The following is a 21,500-nucleotide window of genomic DNA, read 5'->3' on the forward strand; positions in this document are numbered from 1 at the left end:
GCTGCCGGGTGCTTAGCGCAGAACGGGAGGCGGGGCCAGAAACGGGGACTGGCTGCGCACTTCCGGGGGCTGTTTCGGGCGAATGAGCTGTATGCGGGGGCAGCGATCCTCGCCGGGTCAGACGGTGTCGTGAGATCGATACGACTGACAACATCAGGCTCGGGAAACTATCTGTTTCCGGTGACGCGGGTGTATCGCTTCCGGCGGGCTGGCGATGTGGGATTTTACGGGGGAATGGCGGTGACTCTGACGACGTGGTGGCTGTTTTTTTCGACGGTGTTCGTGCTGTGCGCGGTTCCGGGGCCGAACATGCTGCATATTATGGCGCGGAGTGTGGAGCTTGGGGTGAGGCGCTCGGTGGTGGCGATGCTGGGCTGTCTCTCGGCGATGGGGGTTGTGCTGCTGGCGTCGGCGATCGGGCTGACGGCATTTCTGCTGGCGGTTCCGGCGGCGTTCGGGATTTTGCGATATGGGGGCGCGGCGTATCTGATCTGGCTCGGTGTGAAGGCGTGGCGGTCGGAGGTGTCTCCTGTGGATGTCGGGGCGGACACGCTGGCGCCGTCTTTTTCGGCGGGGGCTTTGTATCGGGGCGGTTTTGCGGTGGGGATCAGCAATCCGAAGCTGCTGCTGTTTGCGGCGGCGTTTCTGCCTCAGTTTGTGACGCCTTCGCGTCCGCACGGGACGCAGTTCGCGGTGCTGATCGTAACGTTCATGCTGGCGGAGATGTTCTGGTACGGGATTTATGCGTTCGGGGGACGGTCGCTGTCGCGGTTTCTGGTGCGGCCGGAGATGAAGCGGCTGTTCAACCGGATGACGGGCGGGATTTTTGTCGGGTTCGGGGTGCTGCTGCTGCGGGTCCGGGTGGCGGGGGAGTGAGGGCACGGCGGGCCTGGTCTGAGCCCTGTTGAGGGGGGATGGTTTCTGTTGCCCGGCTGATGAAACCGGGAGATTTGTAAGGGTAACGCCTTTGCCGGGCGGGTTGCCGCTTCGTTTTTTAACCGGCGTTTATGGCGTCGTTGCCCCGAAATCCGTCAGGCCGGGTCGGGGCAACCGGAGCAGGCGTGTCCGGGTGACGCTGCTGTTCAGAGCATTGGCGCGTCTTTTCCAGTCATTTCACGGCGGATGATTTTCATCGGCACCAGGCCGGAGCCGAGCAGGGTATCGTGGAATTTTTCCAGAGAAAAAGCCTTGCCCTGCGTGGTCTGCATGTCCTTGCGCAGGTGCAGGATCATGAGTTTGCCGAGCAGGTAGGAGTAATATCCGGGGTCGGCGGTTCCGCGACGGGCTTCCTTGTAAGCCATGACGGAGGACTGGAAACATTCGCGCTGCATCATCTTTGTGGCGTCTGCGAGCGTCATGTTCCGGGTGTGCATGCCAAAGGAGACGAGGAAGCGGCAGTCGCGCAGCAGGGCGTCCTGGAGCTGGGCGAGGTGCAGGCGGGTATCGCCGGCGTGGAAGCCCTGTTCGATCATCATCTGTTCGGTGTAATGCGCCCAGCCCTCGGTGGTGGCGTAGGAGGCGCCGCCTTTGCGGGTGAGGGACCAGTCCGGGCTGGCACGCAGGTAGAGACCCTGCACGAAGTGGCCGGGCATGGCTTCATGCACGGTGATGTTGAGCATGGAGGGGGTGTTGTCGTCCTCCAGGGATTCTTCGGCTTTTGCCGGGCTGAGTTTCGGGTCGATCGGGGTGACGTAATAGAAAGAGGTCGTGGCTTTCGTTTCGAACGGGCCGGGCCAGTCTGTGGCTGCTGTGATCAGGGAGCGTTCGAAGCCCGGTGTGTCGGTGACGACGGGCAGGGTGGTGTTCGGCAGGGTGACGATGTGGCGGGACGTGACGAAGCTCTGAGCGTCTGTGAGCTGGTCGCGGACGAGCTGGTTCAGGGCGTCGGCGGCGACGTGATCCCTGCGGACTTCGGCCAGCGCCTGATCCGGGTGGGCGGGGTTGATGAGGCGGGCGGTTCTGTCGAAGTCGGCCTGGTCTTTTCTGAGCTGTTTCCTGCCGGCTTCGATGACGGTTTCGAGGGGCTCGTCGACCAGATCGGCGGCGAGCATGGCGCGTATGATATCGGGACCGAGGACGAAGGTGCCGCCCGGTGTGAGGGCGCTGATGGTGGTCCGGAATTTTTTGAGAGCTGTCAGGGTGCTGTGTGTGCTGGCTGTGAGCCGGGCCTGAAGCTCTCTGTTCTTAACGCTCGCGAAGGCGGCGGGGACGTTGTCGCGGACGAAGACGATGGCGCCTTCCAGATCTTCCTTTGATATTTCGAGGAAGATGGCGGGCACCTGATCGAGCTGCTTTTCACCTGTGGCCAGCATCGCGGGGATCTGGTTTTCGCGGGAGATAACGTCCTTCATTCTGAGCGGCAGAGGGGCGAAATCGCGGTCGATGAGGCTGTAGAGGGCGTTTGTGGCCAGGCTGATATACGTGTCGGGGTTGTGCCGGAAGGACTGAACCTGTTCGTTTTCGATCAGTTCCCGATTGATATCGGCCACGAGAATATCGCGGTCATTCTGCCGGCGCGGCGGGAGGGCGGAGACGTCCAGGGCGGCCAGGGCCTCGCGTTCCCGGTGCAGGCGCGTGGTCTGTGTGGCGATGGCGGCGGCGGAGAGATCATCCAGGAGGTCATCCCGGTTGTGGATGCCGAGCAGGGTGGAGGTGACGGGGCTTGCGGTCCAGTCGGCTTCGAAATGGGCTTTTTCGAGCGCGTCCAGTGTGGGGACCGGGGCCGCGCGGGCACTGGTTGTCGCGATGGCGGTTGCGGTCACGAGGGCGAGGAGGAGGCGGCGGTTTCCGGTCCGGGTGCGTGTGGTCATGTCGGGAACGATATGACGGGAGCGGGGCATTCGTAAACGGGTGGTTTTCCGGTTCAGATGTCAGGCGTTGCTTTTATGGACAGATGCGGGGGTGCCCCGTCCGGACCGGTTGTGGCGCCGTAAGTGTGGGGCGCAGGGCACGGGGTTACCGGATGGGGTGGGGTGACAGTGTAATATATTGAAAGTGTGAGAGGCCGGCTTTGTTCGCGGACAATTATTTCACCGGGACGGGAGGCGCGTTTTCCAGAGGAATCGTGTCGGCTTTCGGGGAGGATTTCACGAAGGCCAGAGCGTTCTGGATTCTTACGAGGTCGTCCGGTTCGGGTTTCAGGCCGAGGGCGACGTTCCACTGGTCGATCGCTTCGGATTTGCGCCCGAGATCCCAGTAGGCGACGCCGAGATGGTAGTTCACTTCGGGGTCGAGCGGAGTTTGTTCGGCGGCCTGTTCGAGGAGTTCAGCAGCTTTTCTGACATTGCCGGTGCGGAGCCAGGCCCAGCCGAGGCTGTCCCGGATGGCGGCGTCATCAGGATCGAGGGCCAGGGCACGCTCGAGCAGCGTGACCGCGTCTTTTTCGTGGATGCCGCGCTGAATCCAGCCGTAGCCGAGGAAATTCAGGAGGAGCGGCTCGTCCGGCATTGTCTTCCGGGCTTCCTCAAGGTCAGTTTCGGCTCTGGCCCAGTTGCCCATCCGCTCGTAGGCAGCGGCGCGTTCGAAGAGGAGCGTCCATTCCAGGCTGTGGCTGGCGCGGGCGGCATCGACGGCGCGGGAGAAGGCGGTAATCGCGCCGGTCCAGTCTTTCTGTTCGAAGAGCAGTGTGCCGAGCGCACGGGAAGGGAGCACCTGCTGCGGTTCGTCATGGGCGAGGGATTCGAGGATCTGACGGGCGGCGGGGATGTTGCCGAGGGCGTCATCGAGCAGGGCGCGGCGGTATTGCACGACGCGGGTCAGAGGGTCGGTGGGCGGGACCCCTTTGAGGACGGTTTCAGCCACATCCTTATGCCCGAGGTCCTGTTCTATTTCGGCCAGCATGAGGCGGGCGATGGCGAGAGGCGGGTCGAGGGTGAGGGCCATGCGGAGCATCATGGAGGACGCGATGTTGATCTGCTGCTGGCCGTCGCCTTCATCGGCGTGTTCAGCCTGCTGGTGCATAAGAAAGGCGACCAGAAGATAGGCATGCGCCAGGCCCTGGACGGGGGCGGTGACGGGGGGCGAGGTCAGGGCGGCCTGGAGTTCGGGGGCGGCGATGGCGAGCGCGGTATCGGTGCTGGTCATCTGCCGCATCAGGTCATGGGCTTCGGTCTGGCGACCGGACTGCCACAGCCAGTTGCCCCACGCACGGGTCAGGAGCAGATCGCGTCCGGGCATCTGGCGCCGGGCGTCATCATAAAGCCGGCCGGCGAGGATGGTATCGCCGTTGAGGGAAGCGATGAGGCCGGCATGCACGAGATAAAACGGCATGGCTGGCGAGGCGCTTGCCGGGGGGGAGGTGAGCAGCCGGATGGCGTCGGCGCTTTTGTGTTCTCCGGCGAGGCACCAGGCCTGAAGCAGCGGCGCGAGGAGCCGGGTCAGGGCGTCGCCTGGCATGGTTTTGTAGGCGGCGGCGGCATCTTCCCAGCGATTGTGCAGGGCGGCGTCGTTGCCGATGACGAACGCGGTGAGAATGGTGCGCCCGCCCGGATGTTTCGCGCTTTCGCGGGCCAGGGCGACGGCATCCGGGTTTCCGGCGAGGGCGCTCTGGGTAAAGGCCTGGCGGGCGATTTCCGGGTCGTTCGGGTCCCTGGAGAGGGCGGTGCTGAAGGCTTTTGCCGCGGTGGCGTAGTCATCAGCATGGGAGGCGACGAGACCGACGAGGAAGTCCGGCGTATCCACGGGGTCGGGGCTGGCCGGTAGTCTGACTGCGCCGGACGGGATATCGGTCGGAGGCGCGCCGGATGCGGAGACGGGTGTGATCGGGGAACCTGTCAGCGGGGAGCCGGCGCTGGCTGTGGCCTGTCCGGTGGTGAATACGGTGCTGCAGAAGAGAGACGTCAGCAGCAGGACAGGCAGAACCGGACGGGATGACATAGACCCTGAATACCCCTGAGAATGCTCTTGAGCTTTAATTGGCGGACGGCGACTCCCTGGCCCGGGGGCGTGGTGCTGCCGCAGAACGAATGTATGGAAGCTGTGTAACCTGCGTGGCCTGATGCGCCAAACCCGGACTGGTGGCGGGTGAGGACTGTCGTGCGGACAGTGTATCTGCGGCGGGTAACGATTTGATGTATGGGAGGGCGCTGATGGTGTCGTGTTGTCCGGCCGGGATAGTCCCGGGCTGATCCGGGAAACGTTATGGATGGCGTGATGGATACTGAAACAGCGCGGACACTTTTGCGACTCCAGATCGAATGGGGCGTCGATGTCGATCTTGATGACGTGCCGCATGACCGGTTCGCGGAATCGGCTGCTGAGATGGCGCGGCGGGCTGCGGCCTCCCGGGAGGCGTTGCAGGCAGGGGGCGGGGCTTCAGAGCGTGATGCATCCGGTTCCGCCGGACTCTCCGATGTCGGGCGATATGCTGAGAGACCCGGGGATGGCGGCGGATTCCGGGAGGCGGAACGGGCTGGTTCCGGTCGTTCCGGGGCGGGGCGTCCGGCGGTTCCGGTTGTGGCCGATCTGTCCGGTATCAGCACGCCCGAGGCGTTGGCGCAGGCGACGGAGGCGTTTGAGGGCTGTGTTCTGAGGGGGACGGCGACGCATTCGGTTTTGCCGCGTGGTCCGGTCGGGGCGCGGGTGATGGTGATCGGGGATGCGCCGGATGAGGACGAGGACCGCAGCGGGGTACCGTTTTCAGGGCTTGCAGGGTCGTTGCTGGATAAAATGCTGACGAGCATCCGGCTTGATCGGGAACAACTGGTGCTTGCGGCGGCTGTGCCCTGGCGTCCTCCCGGGGGCCGGGCGCCTTCACCCGCGGAGGTTGCGGCGTGTCTGCCGCTGCTTCTTAAAAGTATTGCGGTGTATCGTCCTGAGCGTCTGCTGCTGTGTGGCGGTCTGGCGACGCGGATGATTCTGGGGGCGGCTTCGACGGAGACGACGGCCGGGTTGTCGGTGAATCCCGCACGGTTGCGCGGGGCCTGGCGGGAGACGGAGTGGGGGGAGGAATGGGGCCCCCGGCGTCCGGCTCTGGCGATCAGACACCCGTTGCAGTTGCGGGCCAGCGCGGCGGCTCGCCGTGAGATATGGAATGATCTTTTATTGCTGGCAGTAACACTTGACGGGCTAAATGGTAGCGGCACGTAATTGTGGAATAATTGTGTGCATTCATTTTGGGAATGCTTTGGTCGCTGGTTTCTATTGACGTGTGGTAATCACGGTATTTCAATGCTTTGACCGGGATTTGGATGTGTCTTTCCTGATCCTGTTTTGTCATGATTTTCACAAAGCTTGCTTTTTGGAGTGGGAACTTCTAGACCCCCGCCACCATGCGAGCCATTGGACAGATATCCCAATCCATAGCCACCAGAGTATTGCTTGCCGGGGCGGCGCTTCTGACGGGTGCTTCCGTCGCGACTGCGCGTCCTGCTGCTCAGGGGTTTGATCCGTCGGGTGACGGTCATCAGCGAACCGGAGGTGATCCGAGCGCGCGATCGCTGAACGGCGCCTCGTCCGGGGAGGAGCGTTCCGGTGAGGAATTTGCGATGGCCGTTTCACGTCTGCCGGAGGGCATGACGGGCGGGGATGACGGTGTGGTGGCTCTGCCGCGTCCGTTGTCACCGGAGATGGCCACGCTTGTGCGGTCGATTTTCCGTCTTCAGCGGCAGGGGGCGTTTGCCGAGGCGCTGAGCAGCACGACACGGCTGACAGATACGACATTGCTGGCCGATGTTGTGGCCGAGCGGTTTGTCAATCCGGCCTATCACCCGACGGCGGGCGAGCTGACCCGCTGGCTTCATGCCCATTCGGATATGGCGGACGCGCCGGCTGTTTATTCACGACTGTCCGCGATGTCTGACCGGGGTGTGCTGCCTGTGGCCCCGTCTTCGGCGATGCTGGGCGGTTCCGGAAGCATGACGGTATCCGGCGCGCTTGCGGGGCATCCGTTCGCGCGGAACCAGCTTCTGGACCGGACAGTTCAGGAGCGGGCCTCGCTGGGGGTGAAGGGGGCAGAAAGCGCTCTGCATCTGATTGCGATCACGCCGGGGATGACGCCGCCTTACGCGGCGCAGCTCGGGGGGGAGGTCGCCCAGACGCTGCTGAGTTCCGGCGATGCGGAAAACGCGCTGAAAATCGCCGGGGATGCGTTTCTCCGGGGTGAGAAGCAGGTGGGTTTTCCGGCCTATATCGGTGGTCTGGCGTCATGGGCTCTGGATCGCCGGACAGAAGCGGTTGCGCTGTTCGAGACGGCATCGCGCGCGCCTCTGGTAACGCCGGAACTGATTTCGTCTTCGGCCTTCTGGGCGGCGCGCGGTCATCGCGAGCTGGGTGAGCAGAGCGCTTTCCGGCCATGGTTGCAGCGGGCTCTTGCCGCGCGGACGAGTTTTTACGGTCTTCTGGCGCAGCGGATGCTGGATCGGGAGCCGCGCCATGTCATGGGCGGTGGCGCGGTCCAGAATGCCGATCTGGAGAGGGTGGAGGACAGCGCGCCGTCGGTGCCGGTTCTGACCGAGATTGACATTGAGGCCGTGGCGGCGACGCCGGTCGGTGACCGGGTGTTCGCTCTTCTTCAGGTTGGCGAGCAGGGGCGTGCCGAGATGGCCCTGCGCCGTTACTGGCCGAAGGTTGTGCATGACGCGCCCCTCGCGCGTTCGATGCAGCTTGTGGCCGGGGCGGCGGGTCTGAACGATCTGGCGCTGGAAATGGCGGATTCCATCCAGGCGATGGAGCAGGCTTCCGGGCGGCATGGGGAGCAGCTTCCGCTGCCATCCCTGCATCCGCGTCACGGGTTCACGGTTGATCCGGCTCTGGTCTATGCGCTGACCCGGCTGGAATCGAATTTTGATCCGCAGGCGGTCTCTGGCGCGGGCGCGCATGGTCTGATGCAGCTTCAGCCGGTGACGGCGGGATTTGTGACGGGTCAGGGCGACCGGTTCACGGGGGCGCCTGAAGTGCTGCACGATCCGGGGCTCAACCTGGAGATCGGGCAGCGTTATGTGCGGTATCTCGCGCATCTGACGACCGGTCCGGGAGAGCAGGCTTCCGCCGGCGTGCCGCCGGAAGGTGGTGATCTGATTCGTCTGCTGGCGAGTTATAATGCCGGGCCGGGTGCTATCGCGCGCTGGGAACTGAGCAGCGGCGCGTCTTCCGATCCGTTGCTCTACATGGAGCGGCTGCCGAATCCGCAGACCCGGGCTTATGTGGCGCAGGCGTTTTCTTATCTGTGGACTTATGCGGACCGGCTGAATCTGCCGACGCCTTCGCTTGAGGCGCTGACGCTCGGGCACTGGCCCGGGTTTCGGGCGGAGCTGCAACTGGCGGCGGCGCAATGGCCTTCTCGGACGATCCACTGAAGGCGGCTGGCGCAGGCGGCGTTCTGTAACTGATCCACTGTTGTACCGGGCTCGGATAGCCTGGGAAGTCTGTGACTGGAGCCCGGTTCAGGTTGAGTTCCTGAACACCGCTATTTCCCACCCCGGGGAATCTGTTTTAACTGGTGGATGTGTCTGCGCCATTTATTCCCCCGATGCCGCCTCTGCCTTCTGAATCGACGGGCGGTCTGGGTGTTCTGATCCGGTTGCGGTGGAACGGGTTTTCCGCGTTTCCGGCGCGGTGCTTCACTGAAAATGTTGTCTCACTAAACGCCCTTGGGCGCCCGCTGGTGCTGCCCTGCGGGCCGGAGGCCATAAAGGCTGTGCTTTCGACACAGTCTCAGGATTTTCAGCGGCTGAAGATGGGGCGGCGGGTTCTGGGTCCGATTGTGGGTGACGGGATTCTGGTCAGCGAGGGGGCGGTGTGGAAGCGGCGACGGCGTGCGATGGCGCCGGCGTTTACGCCCCGGGCTGTTCCGACGCTGGCGCGGCATATTGCTGTCTGTGCGGAGGCGGCGGTCAGAGGTTTGCCGTCTGTCGGGGCGGTTGATGTGTTTGCGTTTACGCAGCGTCTGGCGCTCGACATTGCGGCGGTGACGATGTTCTCGATGACGAGTGCGCCGTTCGGGGTGGCGTTGCGGGATATGGTGACGGATTTCATGACCGGGATCGGTCAGCCGCGTCCGTCTGACTTTCTGTTGCCTCCGGGGATTCCAACGGTTCTGGCGTGGCGACGGAGGCGGTTCCGGAGGCGCTGGGTGGCGCTGGTTTCAGAGATCATCGCGGGCAGGGAGGCTATGCCAGCTGCTGCTGAGCCCCGGGATCTGTTCGATCTGCTGGTGCGGGCGTTCGGGAATGAGGATGCCGTGTCCGGGGGGGCTGTTCCGGATCGGGTATTGATCGATGAGGTGGCGACGATGATTGTCGCCGGGCATGAGACGACGGCGACGGCTCTGTTCTGGGCCTGTCTGATGCTGGCGCGGCTGCCGGACTGGCAGGAGGAGGTGGCGCGGGAGGTGCGCGACGTTGATCTGTCGCCGGATCGGGCGGCGGCGGCCTTGCCGGCGTTATCCGTCACGACGGCGGTGGTGCGGGAAGTGCTGCGACTGTTTCCGCCGGCTTTCATGACCGGACGCGAGGCCGGGCGGGATGCTGAACTGTGTGGTGTTCCGGTGCGACGCGGTGCGATGCTGTTGCTGCCGCTCTGGATGCTGCATCGGCGACCGGATTTGTGGCGTGATCCGGACGGGTTTGATCCGCATCGGTTTATGGACGGGGTGGAGCCGGACCGGTTTGCGTTTCTGCCGTTCGGGGCGGGACCGCATGTGTGCATCGGGGCTCAGCTGGCGATGACGGAGGCGGTGCTGGTTCTGGCGCGTCTGGTACAGGGGTTCCGGTTTGGGGTACGGGAGCCGGTGCCGGTTGTTCCGGTCGGGGTATTGTCGACGCGGCCAGGTGGAAATGCGGTGTTTCAGTTCCGGCGGCGGGCGTGTGCATGACGATATGGCGATCGCCGGGGGCGTGGCGCAGGCCTTTTTCGTTTGATTGTTATTTTTGCGGGCATTTTTTATGACAACAGAAACCGTTCTGCCTGAAAGGGGTGCCCGGCTGGCCACGCTTCCTGGTGGAAATGCGATGGCTTTGTTCGTTCTTACTTTCGGGACATTTGTTGTCGGGACAGGTGAGTTTGCCATTATGGGCATGCTGCCAGAGTTCGCGACATCGCTTGGGCTTTCGCCTGCGGATGCGGGCTATGCCATTACGGCTTATGCGCTTGGCGTGGTGATCGGTGCGCCGCTGATTACAATCCTGGGGGCGCGGCTGTCGCGGCGTGAGCTTCTTCTGACGTTGCTGCTGCTGTTCTGCTTTGGAAATTTTCTCAGCATTGTCATGCCGACGCCGGGTCTGGTTGAGGTGGCGCGGTTTATCACCGGATTGCCGCACGGGGCGCTGTTCGGGATTTCGGCGCTTGTTGCCGCCTCGATGGTGGACCGGTCGCGGCGTGGCCGGGCGGTGGGGCGCGTTTTGTCCGGGATTGCGATTTCCACGCTGATCGGGGCGCCGTTTTCGACCTTTGCGGCGGATCATTTCGGGTGGCGTATTGCGTATCTGATGATTGGTCTTCTGGGGTTTGTCACGTTTCTTGGTGTGTGGCGCTACATTCCGGCTGATGCGCCCAACCGTAAGAACTCTCCTCTGAGAGAGGTGACGGCACTTGGGAACACGCAGGTGTTGATGACCCTTCTTACGGCGGCCATCGGGTTTGGCGGCATGTTCGCGATTTATACGTATCTCACGAGTGTTCTTGTTAATGTCACGCAGGTTTCCGAGTGGCGGGTTATGTTATGCATGATGGTCTGGGGGCTTGGGATGCTGGCCGGGGCGAATGTCGGGGCCTGGGTGGTGGATCGTAACCTGGATATCGCGGTGATTGTGGCGCTGGCGGGCAGTGCGGTTGCGATGGTGGTGTTTCCGCTGGTTCTGCACAGTTACGCGGGTCTGATGCTGGATGTGTTTCTGGTTCCGGCTTTTGTGAACGCGCTGGGGCCGGCGCTTCAGACCCGGCTGATGGATTTTGCCGGGGACGCGCAGACGCTGGCGGCGTCGCTGAATCATTCGGCGTTCAATATTGCGAATGCGCTGGGGGCATCTCTGGGGAGTGTGCTTCTGGCGCATGGGTTCGGATACGGAGCGCTGGGAACAGGGGGCGCGCTGCTCTCCGGTGCGGGGTTGCTGGTGTATCTGATGGAGCTGCTGATTCTGAAACGGCGTGGTCTGGAAGAGGTGCGTGAGCCGATCGTCTGAGTGATCCGGAGGGGTGAGGCGAGGCGCGATGGAGGTTCCCGGTGTTCCGGCTTACGGGCGGGCGGTGCGTGTGCTAGAAGTTCCGGTTCTATGCACTGGCTGTGCCGCGTGGTCCTGTTTCGGGCTGTGTGGCCATGACATGACGGAAAAGCCTTGACCGAGAATCCCGACCTGCCCGCCCCGCCTTCTGACCTCGTTCCGGTAGCGATCGAGGAGGAAATGCGGTCCTCCTATCTTGCGTATGCGATGTCCGTGATTGTGGCGCGTGCGCTGCCGGATGTGCGCGACGGGCTGAAGCCTGTGCATCGCCGTATTCTTTATGCGATGCGGGAGAGCGGCTTTACGGCGGACAAGCCCTATCGCAAATCGGCCCGCGCGGTCGGTGACGTGATGGGTAAATATCATCCGCACGGCGACTCCTCGATTTATGACGCCATGGTTCGTATGGCCCAGCACTGGTCGATGCGGGTCAAGCTGATTGACGGGCAGGGGAATTTCGGATCGGTCGACGGGGATAGTCCGGCGGCGATGCGTTATACCGAGGCGCGTCTGGCGAAGGCGTCTTCGTTCCTGCTGGACGACATCGACCGGGACACGGTCGATTTTCAGCCGAACTACGATGAGAGCGAGAGCGAACCGACGGTTCTTCCGGCGGCGTTCCCGAATCTGCTGGTCAACGGCGCGACGGGCATTGCCGTTGGCATGGCGACCAACATTCCGACGCATAATCCGGGTGAAGTGATCGACGCCGCTCTGGCGATGATCCGGAATCCGGACATCACGCTTGAAGAGCTGATGGAGATCATACCGGGTCCTGATTTCCCGACGGGCGGCATTATTCTGGGGCGGACGGGCATCCGCAACGCCTTTGCCACCGGGCGCGGTTCGGTGATCACCCGGGCGCGGGCGGAGATCGAGGAGATCCGCAAGGACCGCAAGGCGATCATCATCACCGAGATTCCGTATCAGGTGAACAAGGCGACGCTTCAGGAGAAGATCGCCGAGCTGGTTCGCGACAAGACAAGCGACCGGCACATTGAGGGTATTTCGGACATTCGCGACGAGTCCGACCGGTCCGGCATGCGGGTGGTGATCGAGCTGAAGCGTGAGGCGACACCGGAGGTGGTGCTGAACCAGCTCTATCGCTTTACGCAGCTTCAGACCTCGTTTGGCGTGAACATGCTGGCGCTCAATGGCGGTCAGCCGAAGCTGATGGGGCTGATGGAGGTCCTGTCGGCATTTATCGCTTTCCGCGAGGAAGTGATCATGCGGCGCGCGCGCTTCGATCTGGCGAAGGCGCGGGATCGCGGGCACATTCTGGTCGGTCTGGTGATCGCGGTTGCGAATATTGACGCCGTGATTGCACTGATCCGCGCTGCGCCGGATGCCGCGACGGCGCGTGAGTCGCTGATGGCGGCGCAGTGGGACGCGGCGGATGTCGAGCCGCTGCTGGCGCTGATACATGATGAGGGCAATGTCGTTGTTGACGGCAGGGTGCGTCTGACGGAAGCGCAGGCGCGGGGCATTCTGGAGCTGCGTCTCCAGCGTCTGACCGGGCTGGAACGCGAGAAGATCCAGAGTGAGCTGTCTGAGGTTGCGGTTAAGATCAACGAGCTGCTGGAGATTATCCGCAGCCGTCCGCGGCGTCTGGAAGTGATGTGTGATGAGCTTCTGGCGGCGCGGGCGGAGATTGCTACGCCGCGTATGACGGAGATTGCCGATTATGCGGGCGATCAGGACGATGAGAGCCTGATCGAGCCGGGGCTGATGGTGGTCACTATTACGCGGGACGGGTTCATCAAGCGGACGCCGCTGGAGGTGTTCCGGGCGCAGAATCGTGGCGGGCGCGGGCGTACGGCGGCGGGGCGGCGCGGGGATGACATTGTTGTCCGGTCGTTCAATGCGCACACGCATCAATGGGTGCTGTTCTTCTCGTCGGGTGGCAAGGCGTATCGGGAGAAGGTCTGGCGTCTGCCGGAGGCGAGTCCGACGGCGAAGGGGCGTGCGCTGGTCAATCTTCTGCCGGATCTGGGCGGGGACTCGATCACGGCGGTTCTGCCGCTGCCTCAGGACGAGGATCTGTGGGAGGCGCTGCATCTGGTCTTTGCGACGGCCAGTGGTGGCGTGCGCCGGAACAGGCTGAGTGATTTCCGCAATATCCGGTCCTCAGGGCTGATCGCGATGAAGCTGGACGAGAATGACAGTCTGATCGGGGTGGCGACGTGCCGCGTGGGGCAGGATGTCTTCCTGGCGACGCGCGGGGCACGGTGCATCCGCTTCCAGATCACGGACGATATTCTGCGTGTGTTTGCCGGACGTGACTCGTCGGGTGTGCGGGGTATTCGTCTGGGCGAAGGCGACAGGGTGATCAGTCTCTGCGTTCTGAACCATGTTGATGCGACGGTTGAGGAGCGGGCGCTGTATCTTCGGGCGGCTAATGCGAAGCGTCGCGCGGAGAATGCGGCGGATGAGGGGGCTGACGAAGGCGCTGAGTCGGATGAGATCGTTAGTCTGCCAGAAGGATCGGATCTGTCGCAGGAGCGGTTCGACGAGCTTGAGGCGGCGGAGGAGATTCTGCTGACGGTGAGCGACGCGGGCTTCGGGCGGCGGTCTTCGGCTTATGACTATCGTGTGAGTGGTCGTGGTGGTCTGGGTATTACGAACATGAACTTCTCGGCCAGCAAGCGCGGGTCGGCTGTGGTTGCGACTCTGCCGGTTCTGGCGGGAACGGATGTGATGCTGGTGACGGATGCCGGACGTTTGATTCGTGTTCCGGTCGATCAGGTGCGAGTCATGTCCCGGCAGGCGAGCGGCGTGACGCTGCTGCGTCTGGACGGGAAAGAGTCGGTCACCAGTGTCTTTCCGGTGCTGGAGGACGATTCGGCTGATGAGCCCGGGACCGGGGCTGATCCCGCAGGGGAGCCCGGCGCGGCGGACAGTGGGAGTGACGATGCCTGAACGGACTCGCCGCATCGGGTTTTACCCGGGCACGTTTGATCCTGTGACGTTAGGTCACATGGACATCATTGAGCGTGCGGCGAGACTGGTTGACCGGCTGGTGATCGGGGTTGCGAAGAACGCGGGGAAAAACCCGCTTCTTTCGATTGAAGAGCGGGTGGCGGCGCTCCGGGAAGAGGTTCCGGGGCTTGTTGAGCGGACGGGGGCCGAAATTGAGGTCATTGCATTCGACGAGTTGCTGGTCGAGGCGGTGCGCCGGCAGAAAGCGACACTGATTTTTCGCGGGCTGCGGCTTCTGGTCGATTTTGACTATGAGGCGCAGATGCAGGGCGCGAACCGGAAGCTTGCGCCGGAAATAGAGACAGTCTTTCTGATGGCGACGGAACGGACGCAGTTTATTTCCTCGCATATGGTGCGGGAGATCGCGGCATATGGCGGGGATATCAGCGAGTTTGCTCCGGAAGGCGCGCGTCGTCGTGTGGTTGCCCGACTGGCCAGGGGCTCTCTCTGATTTTGTGATTCCGGTCGTGTGACGTAAGGCTCCTTTCAGGGTCTGCCTGTTCTGTGAACCATGGTTCCGGCGGCGGACGGAAAGCCGGCACAGTTCTCCTGTCGCGAGTTCCGGTGCCGGAGCGTATGAAGTGATTGGATAATGACATGGCTGAAACTGACAACAACGATCTGCTGAACATGGATCTGGCGTCAGGGCGGGTGGTGATTCGCCTGCGTCCGGACCTTGCTCCTCTGGCGGCTGAGCGTCTGCGGACGCTGTCTGCCGAGGGATTCTATGACAATACGCCGTTTCACCGGGTGATTTCCGGCTTTATGGCGCAGGGCGGCGATCCGACGGGCACTGGCACCGGCGGCAGCAAGCTTCCTGATCTGAAGGCTGAGTTCACGCGGGCTGCGAAGTTCGAGCGTGGCACGATCGGTATGGCGCGGACGATGGATCCGAACAGTGCGAACAGTCAGTTTTTCATCATGTTCGAGCCGTCTCCGCATCTCGATGGTCAGTACACCATCGTGGGTGACGTGACTGAGGGCATGGAACTTGTGGACAAGATCAAGCGCGGTTCCGGCGGTGGCGGCGTGGTGCAGGATCCGGACCGGATTATTAAAATGCGTCCGGCTTCGGCTGCGGCCTGATCATTTTTTGTGACAGTGGTGGTTGACAGAGTCGGCCACCACCTTTACCCGATGGCCCGCAGTGAGCCGGTAGCTCAGCTGGTAGAGCATTCGACTTTTAATCGAATGGTCGAGGGTTCGAGTCCCTCCCGGCTCACCAATTTATCCTGACCTGAATTCTTTCCCGTCAGGATTTTACTCCCCGATTTAGGAAATTGTTAATCAGCTCGCTTTAACCTCCGAGATGTGCTGCGGCGGCGGTTTTTGCACGAACTGTGTGGAGGTCAGCCTGTCCGGAGCCGGAGCGTCGATTCCCGGTTTGTGACCAGGTGGCGTCGTTGTGCAGTTCGGAGTTTGGATGGCGGAAGAAGCTGAAATGGACGGAGCCCCGGAGGCTTCTCCCGGAAAGAAGAAGCTGATGCTCATTGTGGGCATCGTGGTCGTGCTTCTGGCGCTTGGCGGGGGTGGCTGGTTCTATAAGCAGCACAGCGCGAAAACTGTGAAGCCGAAGGTTGAGCAGGTGCAGCCGGAACCTTTCCTGGTTGATATTCCGACGGTTATTTCGAATCTCGACAATTCATCCGGGCGACCGGTTTTTGTGAAGATTTCTGCGAAGCTTCAGGTTGCCGGTGGTCTGATGTCGCAGGTGCAGGCTCAGATCCCTGAGATTCAGAATATTTTTCAGACTTATCTGCATGAAAGTACGCAGGCGGACCTGAGTGGCAACGGTATTTACCGCTTACGGGAAGCATTGCTCGACCGTATTGCGGTGCAGCTTGCGCCGGTTGAGGTCCGGGATCTTCTGTTTACCGAGTTTCTGATCCAATGAGCGGGACGCAGGGTTCACTGAACGGCAACATTCCGCGTCCCGGTCCGACAGCCTCGTTGCGCGATCTTGAAGGCGTGGACCAGGGGCCGGCATATGCGGACGGGGTTCCCCCGGATGATGATGCAGAGCATGTTCTCGATCAGGCGGAAATCGACAGTATTCTCGGCAATGCGTTCGGAGGGGGCGACATTGAGGAGAGCACGAGCGGGCTTGAGAGGATTATCGGCTCGGGACTGGTCAGCTATGAGCGTCTGCCGATGCTCGAGGTGGTTTTTGACCGTCTTATGCGGATTGTCTCTACGACGCTGCGCAACTTCACGAATGATAATGTTGACGTATCGATTGATGGCATCAGTTCGATGCGGTTCGGTGACTATCTGAACTCCGCGCCGGCTTCCTGTATTTTTGCGGTCTTTAAAGCGGAGGAGTGGGAGAACTACGGGCTGATGGTCGTTGACTCGGCTCTGACCTATTCCATGGTCGACGTTCTTCTTGGAGGCGCGCGTAATCCCCGGCCTCTGAATGTCGAGGGGCGGCTCCATACAACGATCGAGCGGTCTCTCATCGAGAAAATGGTAAAGCTGGTTCTGGAGGATCTGAGTGTCGGCTTTGATCCGATCTGCGCCGTAAATTTTAAATTCGAACGTCTGGAAATCAGCTCCCGGTTTGCGGCGATCTGTCGTGCGTCCAATGCGGTATTTCTGGCCCGGATGCGGGTGGAAATGGATGACCGTGGCGGAAACATTGACGTGCTGCTGCCATATTCGACGCTTGAGCCGGTGCGGGATTTGTTGCTGCAGCAGTTCATGGGCGAGAAATTCGGTCGGGATTCGATATGGGAGACGCATCTGGCGGAAAAGCTGCGTGATACGGATGTGCAGCTTGAGGCGGTACTGGGGGAACAGACGATGAAGCTTTCCGAGATCGTAGATCTGAAGCCGGGTTCAGTGATTGTTCTGGAGCATCAGCTTAAGCAGCCGGTAAGTCTGCGTTGCGGACAGATTCCGATGTTCACCGGAAAGCTTGGGCGAAAGAAAGAAAATATAGCCATACGGATCGAGGAAGATCTGCTGGCTGTGCGTCAGCTCCTTGATGCGCCTGAGGGTTTGTACTCATAGGGTGGAGATATTTTATGACGACATTTGAATATGTAATGGAGTTTGTGCTTTGCATTCTCCTTCTTATGGGAATTTTTTATAGTATTTATCTCGGCCGGGCGCTGGCGGTTCTGCGCCGTGACCGGCGAGAGCTTGCCGAACTTGTCGCCAAGCTCGATGAGAGCGGGCGGCGGGCCGAGGACGGAGTTGAAAAGCTGCAGTCGGCGGGAGATATCAGTGGCCGCGCGCTGGGGCGCATGATTGACCAGTCTCGCATGCTGCAGAGTGAACTTGAAACATTATCCAGCCGGGCGGACTCGATTGCAGGCCGGCTGGAAGGGCTGGTTCGTGAAGGCAATCGTCCTCTGACGGAGGAGCGGATGGCATCCGAAGCGGAGCGTCTGGTGATGTCGGAGAAGCTGGTTTCATCCGCGTCCGAACCCGGAGCGATTCCCGGTGCAATGCATGCGCCTGCTTCCTCGTTGCCCGTCAGCCCTCAGTTATCAGACGCTTCCGCGTCGGTTTCTCAGTCATCTGCTCCGGCATTGCGACCATATGAACAGCGCTCCCGTCAGCGTACGGCTGCTGAGCAGGACCTGATCCGCGCCCTGCGGATGGGTTGAAGGTAAGGTATGCCGAAAATCTCGTTTCCACGTGTTTTCCAGCTCTCGGCCTGTCTGATGGCGGGAGTGTTCTCTCTCAAGGCATATCTTCTGACGAGTTCGCTGCTGTTTGCAAATACACCTGCCGGGGCGACTGTGCAGGCAGCCGGATCGAATGTGGCGCAGACAGCAGGGCCTGCTGCCGGAAGCGGAACTGCGCAGGCGCAACAAAAAAGCAGTGTGTCTCCGGCGGGAACACCAGCGGAGCAGATCGGTGCGGTGGTGCCTCCGGGGCAGGGGATTAAACCGGCAGATGAGAAAAACGCCGGACCGTGTTCCGGGGGGGCAACCTGTGTCGGGGAAGTCAGCCAGCCTGACCTGGATGTCGACCATCGTGCGGATGCGGCCCGGCAGGCACTTTTGACCGATCTGGGTGGACGGACGCGTCAGCTTGATGAAGAATCCCGTAAGCTGGATGATATGAAGCGAACGATTGAAGCCTCGCAGGCAGCACTGGACGTGAGACTGCAGAAATATTCACAGGAGCAGTCGAACATGGCGGCGGTGTCAAAGGAGAAAAAGCAGCTCAGTGATGCTGATATCGACCGGTTAGTTAAAATTTACGAATCTATGGCGCCACGTGATGCCGCATCTATTTTCAATGTACTCGATTTTCAGGTTGTGGTTCCGGTAATGACGAAAATGAATCCACGGAAAACATCTGCTATTCTGGCTGGCATGTCTCCGGACCGTGCGATGATGGTGACCCAGCTTCTCGCGGGTATGCCTCGCAAAGGAGGGATGGTGCGGGCAGGCACAAACGGTTAATTCACTCATCTTTATATGTTATTATTTTCAGAGATTGTCGTGCTTACATCTGTGCGACAGTACAAAACAGGGACAGGGTGTGCAGAAAAAACTTCCTCTGACATTGTGGATCGCGACATCATGTCTTGGCGGTTTGCCTCTTTCTGTCGTTACAGCTTCTGCTCAGGTAAATATTAAAGATGGTGTTGCCACTTCAGCAAATGATGCCGTGGGTTCTGCTGTTCCGGCGCAGGATACTCATCGCTATCGGGTCAGAGGTGCAAAGAAACATTCTGTTGCACCGAAAGAGAACGTAACCGCTCCCGGTTCGTCTGAAAGCGCACCGAATGCGTCAGTGGCAGGCGAAAAGACTGCGGCTGACGGAGTGCTGCCCCCCGGCTGGCGACAGGATAAGATCGGTGTGCAGCAGGATAAGGATGTTCAGTCGCCTGCGGGAACATCACCGGCTTCGCCTGGAAACGGTTCGCCTGCTCTGCTGAAGAATACACTCGCTTCCGCGAATTCAGCATCGCGGGATGGCGCGGACGGGAGTCCGGCGCCCGGTGTTGCAGGTCAGGGGGATGGCGGGAGTTCGCAGCTGCCATCTCACGCGCAGATCAGCAAAATTTTCCTGCCAATGGGGGATGGTGCGGGGATCGCCGCATTCTGGTCTCGTAATGATTTCATAATTGTCTCTGATCATGCGACGCAACTGGATGCCGGGGCGCTCAAAGATACAGGGCCATTCTCTTCGGTCGAAGTGCGGACTCCGGGCGGGATAACTGTCGTGACCTTTCATTTTGACGGAAGACAGCCGCTGACACTGAGCAGGCAGCCGGGTGGGTGGATACTCGCGGTGACACCGAAGGAGGAGGGCGGACTGGCGCACCTCTCGCCTGAGCAGAAAGATGGCGGCATTCTTTATCGCATGCCGCAGCCTGGGCGGATCGTGGAGCTTTCTGATCCTGCTTCCGGGGCAAGGCTTCTTGTCGCGACATCGCTGGCGAAAGTGCCGGGGCCGAGACTGCCGCACAGGCATGTGGGATATGAAATCTGGCCTTCCTTGCAGGGACTGGTCTTTGCTGTGGAATCCGACCAGATCGAGGTTCGTGATGGTGGTGGCGGGCCGTTTCTGGATGCTGTTGGTAAGGGCGCGATCCCGCTGGCCAATGGCGCATCGGGACGGGTGGTCGATGACAGAGTCGACTGGTCGTGGCTGGGGCTGAGATCGCTCTCTCCCGCGGCTTTGCGGGAGGATTACCGGAGACACTGGACTCAGGCCGCGATGCTGCCTCCGGAAAACCGCAATGAGGCGCGTCTTGCTGCGGCCCGGTCCGCGTTTGCTCTGGGCGATGCGCATAATGCCCGCGCTATTCTGGCAACGGCGACCCAGGATGATCCAGAACTGGCGCTGCTTCCGAATGTCGCTTTTTTGCGTGCGGCATCTGAACTTCTTGCCGGGAATGTGGCGGGAGCGTCGGTCCTCGACAGTGCGGATACCGGAGAGGATGGTGCTTTGTGGCGCGGGCTTTATATGGAGCGCGCCGGAAACAATCCGGCGCAGGCCGCGTCTTTACTGGCCGGGGCGTATTCGCGTCTTGCGGATTATCCGGTCATGTTACGGGACAGGCTTCAGCCTGAGGCAGCTGCTTTTATCGCTCAGTATGGCTCGGATCAGGATCGGTCTGTTTTGTCGCCATTACCTGTTGAGCCGGCCTACGGAGCGGCCAAAGCGTTTCTGGAATTGCGTGCCGGCGATCAGAATAAGGCGCTTGCGTCGTTTCAGTTGCTGGCAAAAAAGAAAGATCCGGTTCTCTTTGAAGCTGGCTGTGAGCAGGCAATCGGGCTGCGGCTGGCCATGGGGCAGCTCCACCCTGCTGAAGCTGCCGATGCTTATGAATTGCTGATCCCGACCGCACGCCAGGTCGGGCGGGAAGATATCGTGCGTCAGGCCGAGGTTTCCGCGCTGATGCAGGCGGGACAATGGCAAAAGGCTCTTGCTGCGGCTGATGAACAGATGCGGGTTTTTCCTGACGGACGCGCTGCGATGGTATCACTGGTGCAGGATATTTTGCTGCATCTGGCGGAATCGTCTGACGGAGCCGGTAGTCATCAGACTGATGCGATTGACAGTGTGGCGCTGATTGAGAGCCATATTGACCAGATTCCGGACGGTCCGGTGAAGGGGCGCATTCTGGCCGGGCTTGGCGCGAAACTGTGGGGGCTGGGACTGCCGGGTCGGGCCGCGCTGGCCTTTGAGCGTGCTTTGCCGCTGGCGCCGGGCAACGATCAGCGGGCCGCCTGGGGTGGTGAACTGGCCCGGGCTGACATTGAAGCCCAGAGGCTTGGCCAGGCGCGCAGGGCGCTGGATGAGACGGCAGACCCCGCGGCGGGAGGCGATATTGCGTCCCGCCGGCGGGTCATCGCGGCGAGCCTCCTGGCTAAGGAAGGCAATAAAGATCAGGCATTACAGATGCTGGCTCAGGATGAATCGGACCAGTCGCTTGACCTTCGCGGGCGTCTTCTGGAGGAAGAGCGGAAGTGGCCTGATGCGGTGCTTGTCGTCGGGCGTCTGGCGACAAAGAATATTCCGGAACAGGGTACGCTGACGGATATGCAGCAGGATATGGCAGTCAGGCTTGCGACGGATGCGGCGCGGGCGAATGACGGGGAAACGCTGGACCGGTTGCGCGAGTGGGTTGGACGGAGGCGCATGACGCCTGAACGGATACGGGTTTTTGATCTGCTTGTTACCTCTCCGGAAGACGATATCCGCAGGCGTGCTGGCGGGCCGTAAGAGACGACTCTTTTCCTGGATTCCGGCTTCTGTTTTGTGGGGCGTTGCGATCGGAATGACTGTATTCAGCAGGAACTGATGACGGAGGCGGCATAAATAGCCGCGGGAAAGTCAAGAAAACTCTTGCGCCCTCAGGTATGAGGGCTTATCAAACGCTTTCTTAAGCCC

At 61.3% G+C, this 21,500-nt stretch carries 15 protein-coding genes and 1 tRNA gene; 14 read left to right on the plus strand and 2 right to left on the minus strand.

Features of this window, described 5'->3' with window-relative positions; translation table 11 throughout:
* Positions 1–129 precede the first annotated feature (129 nt).
* Positions 130–876 (plus strand): LysE family translocator, encoded by a 747-nt coding sequence (locus GOB90_RS06085; protein ID WP_456304217.1) that lies wholly within the window; start codon positions 130–132, stop codon positions 874–876.
* 206 nt (positions 877–1,082) lie between these two features.
* Here GOB90_RS06085 and GOB90_RS06090 read toward each other — a convergent pair whose 3' ends face one another.
* The gene (locus GOB90_RS06090; RefSeq protein ID WP_146885558.1) at positions 1,083–2,840 is read right to left on the minus strand and encodes a DUF885 domain-containing protein; all 1,758 of its coding nucleotides are present in this window, start codon (positions 2,838–2,840) and stop codon (positions 1,083–1,085) included.
* A 184-nt stretch (positions 2,841–3,024) separates the two neighbouring features.
* The gene (locus tag GOB90_RS06095; RefSeq protein WP_146885557.1) at positions 3,025–4,875 is read right to left on the minus strand and encodes a tetratricopeptide repeat protein; all 1,851 of its coding nucleotides are present in this window, start codon (positions 4,873–4,875) and stop codon (positions 3,025–3,027) included.
* A 276-nt stretch (positions 4,876–5,151) separates the two neighbouring features.
* On the opposite strand from GOB90_RS06095, the gene GOB90_RS06100 reads away from it, so the two are divergent.
* The 13 genes from GOB90_RS06100 to GOB90_RS06160 all read left to right on the plus strand — a co-directional run bounded on the left by GOB90_RS06100 (position 5,152) and on the right by GOB90_RS06160 (position 21,332).
* Entirely contained in the window at positions 5,152–6,087 is a 936-nt protein-coding gene (locus GOB90_RS06100; protein WP_242011829.1) for a uracil-DNA glycosylase, read from the plus strand.
* Positions 6,088–6,269: 182 nt separating this feature from the next.
* Positions 6,270–8,294 (plus strand): transglycosylase SLT domain-containing protein, encoded by a 2,025-nt coding sequence (locus tag GOB90_RS06105; RefSeq protein WP_146885554.1) that lies wholly within the window; start codon positions 6,270–6,272, stop codon positions 8,292–8,294.
* A gap of 149 nt (positions 8,295–8,443) precedes the next feature.
* Positions 8,444–9,811 (plus strand): cytochrome P450, encoded by a 1,368-nt coding sequence (locus GOB90_RS06110; RefSeq protein WP_338077451.1) that lies wholly within the window; start codon positions 8,444–8,446, stop codon positions 9,809–9,811.
* A 70-nt stretch (positions 9,812–9,881) separates the two neighbouring features.
* Complete coding sequence (locus GOB90_RS06115; RefSeq protein WP_146885550.1) at positions 9,882–11,117, plus strand: MFS transporter; 1,236 nt, start codon at positions 9,882–9,884, stop codon at positions 11,115–11,117.
* Positions 11,118–11,270: 153 nt separating this feature from the next.
* Complete coding sequence (gyrA, locus tag GOB90_RS06120; protein WP_146885548.1) at positions 11,271–14,075, plus strand: DNA gyrase subunit A; 2,805 nt, start codon at positions 11,271–11,273, stop codon at positions 14,073–14,075.
* Positions 14,068–14,586: a pantetheine-phosphate adenylyltransferase gene (gene coaD, locus GOB90_RS06125; RefSeq protein ID WP_146885546.1), complete on the plus strand. Its 519-nt coding sequence runs from the start codon at positions 14,068–14,070 to the stop codon at positions 14,584–14,586. Before gyrA ends, coaD begins: the two co-directional genes overlap by 8 nt.
* 146 nt (positions 14,587–14,732) lie before the next feature.
* Positions 14,733–15,221: a peptidylprolyl isomerase gene (locus GOB90_RS06130; RefSeq protein ID WP_146885544.1), complete on the plus strand. Its 489-nt coding sequence runs from the start codon at positions 14,733–14,735 to the stop codon at positions 15,219–15,221.
* Between the two features lie 63 nt (positions 15,222–15,284).
* Positions 15,285–15,360 (plus strand) — tRNA-Lys (locus tag GOB90_RS06135).
* Between the two features lie 216 nt (positions 15,361–15,576).
* Positions 15,577–16,029: a flagellar basal body-associated FliL family protein gene (locus GOB90_RS06140; protein ID WP_242011830.1), complete on the plus strand. Its 453-nt coding sequence runs from the start codon at positions 15,577–15,579 to the stop codon at positions 16,027–16,029.
* Complete coding sequence (gene fliM, locus GOB90_RS06145; protein WP_146885540.1) at positions 16,026–17,147, plus strand: flagellar motor switch protein FliM; 1,122 nt, start codon at positions 16,026–16,028, stop codon at positions 17,145–17,147. Before GOB90_RS06140 ends, fliM begins: the two co-directional genes overlap by 4 nt.
* 14 nt (positions 17,148–17,161) lie before the next feature.
* Positions 17,162–17,749 (plus strand): DUF6468 domain-containing protein, encoded by a 588-nt coding sequence (locus GOB90_RS06150; protein ID WP_146885537.1) that lies wholly within the window; start codon positions 17,162–17,164, stop codon positions 17,747–17,749.
* Between the two features lie 9 nt (positions 17,750–17,758).
* Positions 17,759–18,556, plus strand: a complete 798-nt coding sequence (locus tag GOB90_RS06155) for a magnesium transporter MgtE N-terminal domain-containing protein (RefSeq protein ID WP_146885535.1) — start codon at positions 17,759–17,761, stop codon at positions 18,554–18,556.
* Positions 18,557–18,635: 79 nt separating this feature from the next.
* A complete protein-coding gene (locus GOB90_RS06160) occupies positions 18,636–21,332 on the plus strand; it encodes a hypothetical protein (RefSeq protein WP_146885532.1) in 2,697 nt (898 codons plus the stop codon).
* Positions 21,333–21,500: the final 168 nt, after the last annotated feature.

The organism is Acetobacter oeni, from assembly GCF_011516825.1.
GTDB lineage: Bacteria > Pseudomonadota > Alphaproteobacteria > Acetobacterales > Acetobacteraceae > Acetobacter > Acetobacter oeni.

Coding starts and splice junctions, on each gene's coding strand:
- GOB90_RS06090 (WP_146885558.1), bottom strand. CDS start 2,840: ATGCCCCGCTCCCGTCATATCGTTCCCGACATGACCACACGCACCCGG.
- GOB90_RS06150 (WP_146885537.1), top strand. CDS start 17,162: ATGACGACATTTGAATATGTAATGGAGTTTGTGCTTTGCATTCTCCTT.
- GOB90_RS06115 (WP_146885550.1), top strand. CDS start 9,882: ATGACAACAGAAACCGTTCTGCCTGAAAGGGGTGCCCGGCTGGCCACG.
- GOB90_RS06105 (WP_146885554.1), top strand. CDS start 6,270: ATGCGAGCCATTGGACAGATATCCCAATCCATAGCCACCAGAGTATTG.
- GOB90_RS06140 (WP_242011830.1), top strand. CDS start 15,577: ATGGACGGAGCCCCGGAGGCTTCTCCCGGAAAGAAGAAGCTGATGCTC.
- GOB90_RS06095 (WP_146885557.1), bottom strand. CDS start 4,875: ATGTCATCCCGTCCGGTTCTGCCTGTCCTGCTGCTGACGTCTCTCTTC.
- coaD (WP_146885546.1), top strand. CDS start 14,068: ATGCCTGAACGGACTCGCCGCATCGGGTTTTACCCGGGCACGTTTGAT.
- GOB90_RS06100 (WP_242011829.1), top strand. CDS start 5,152: ATGGATACTGAAACAGCGCGGACACTTTTGCGACTCCAGATCGAATGG.
- fliM (WP_146885540.1), top strand. CDS start 16,026: ATGAGCGGGACGCAGGGTTCACTGAACGGCAACATTCCGCGTCCCGGT.
- GOB90_RS06155 (WP_146885535.1), top strand. CDS start 17,759: ATGCCGAAAATCTCGTTTCCACGTGTTTTCCAGCTCTCGGCCTGTCTG.
- GOB90_RS06130 (WP_146885544.1), top strand. CDS start 14,733: ATGGCTGAAACTGACAACAACGATCTGCTGAACATGGATCTGGCGTCA.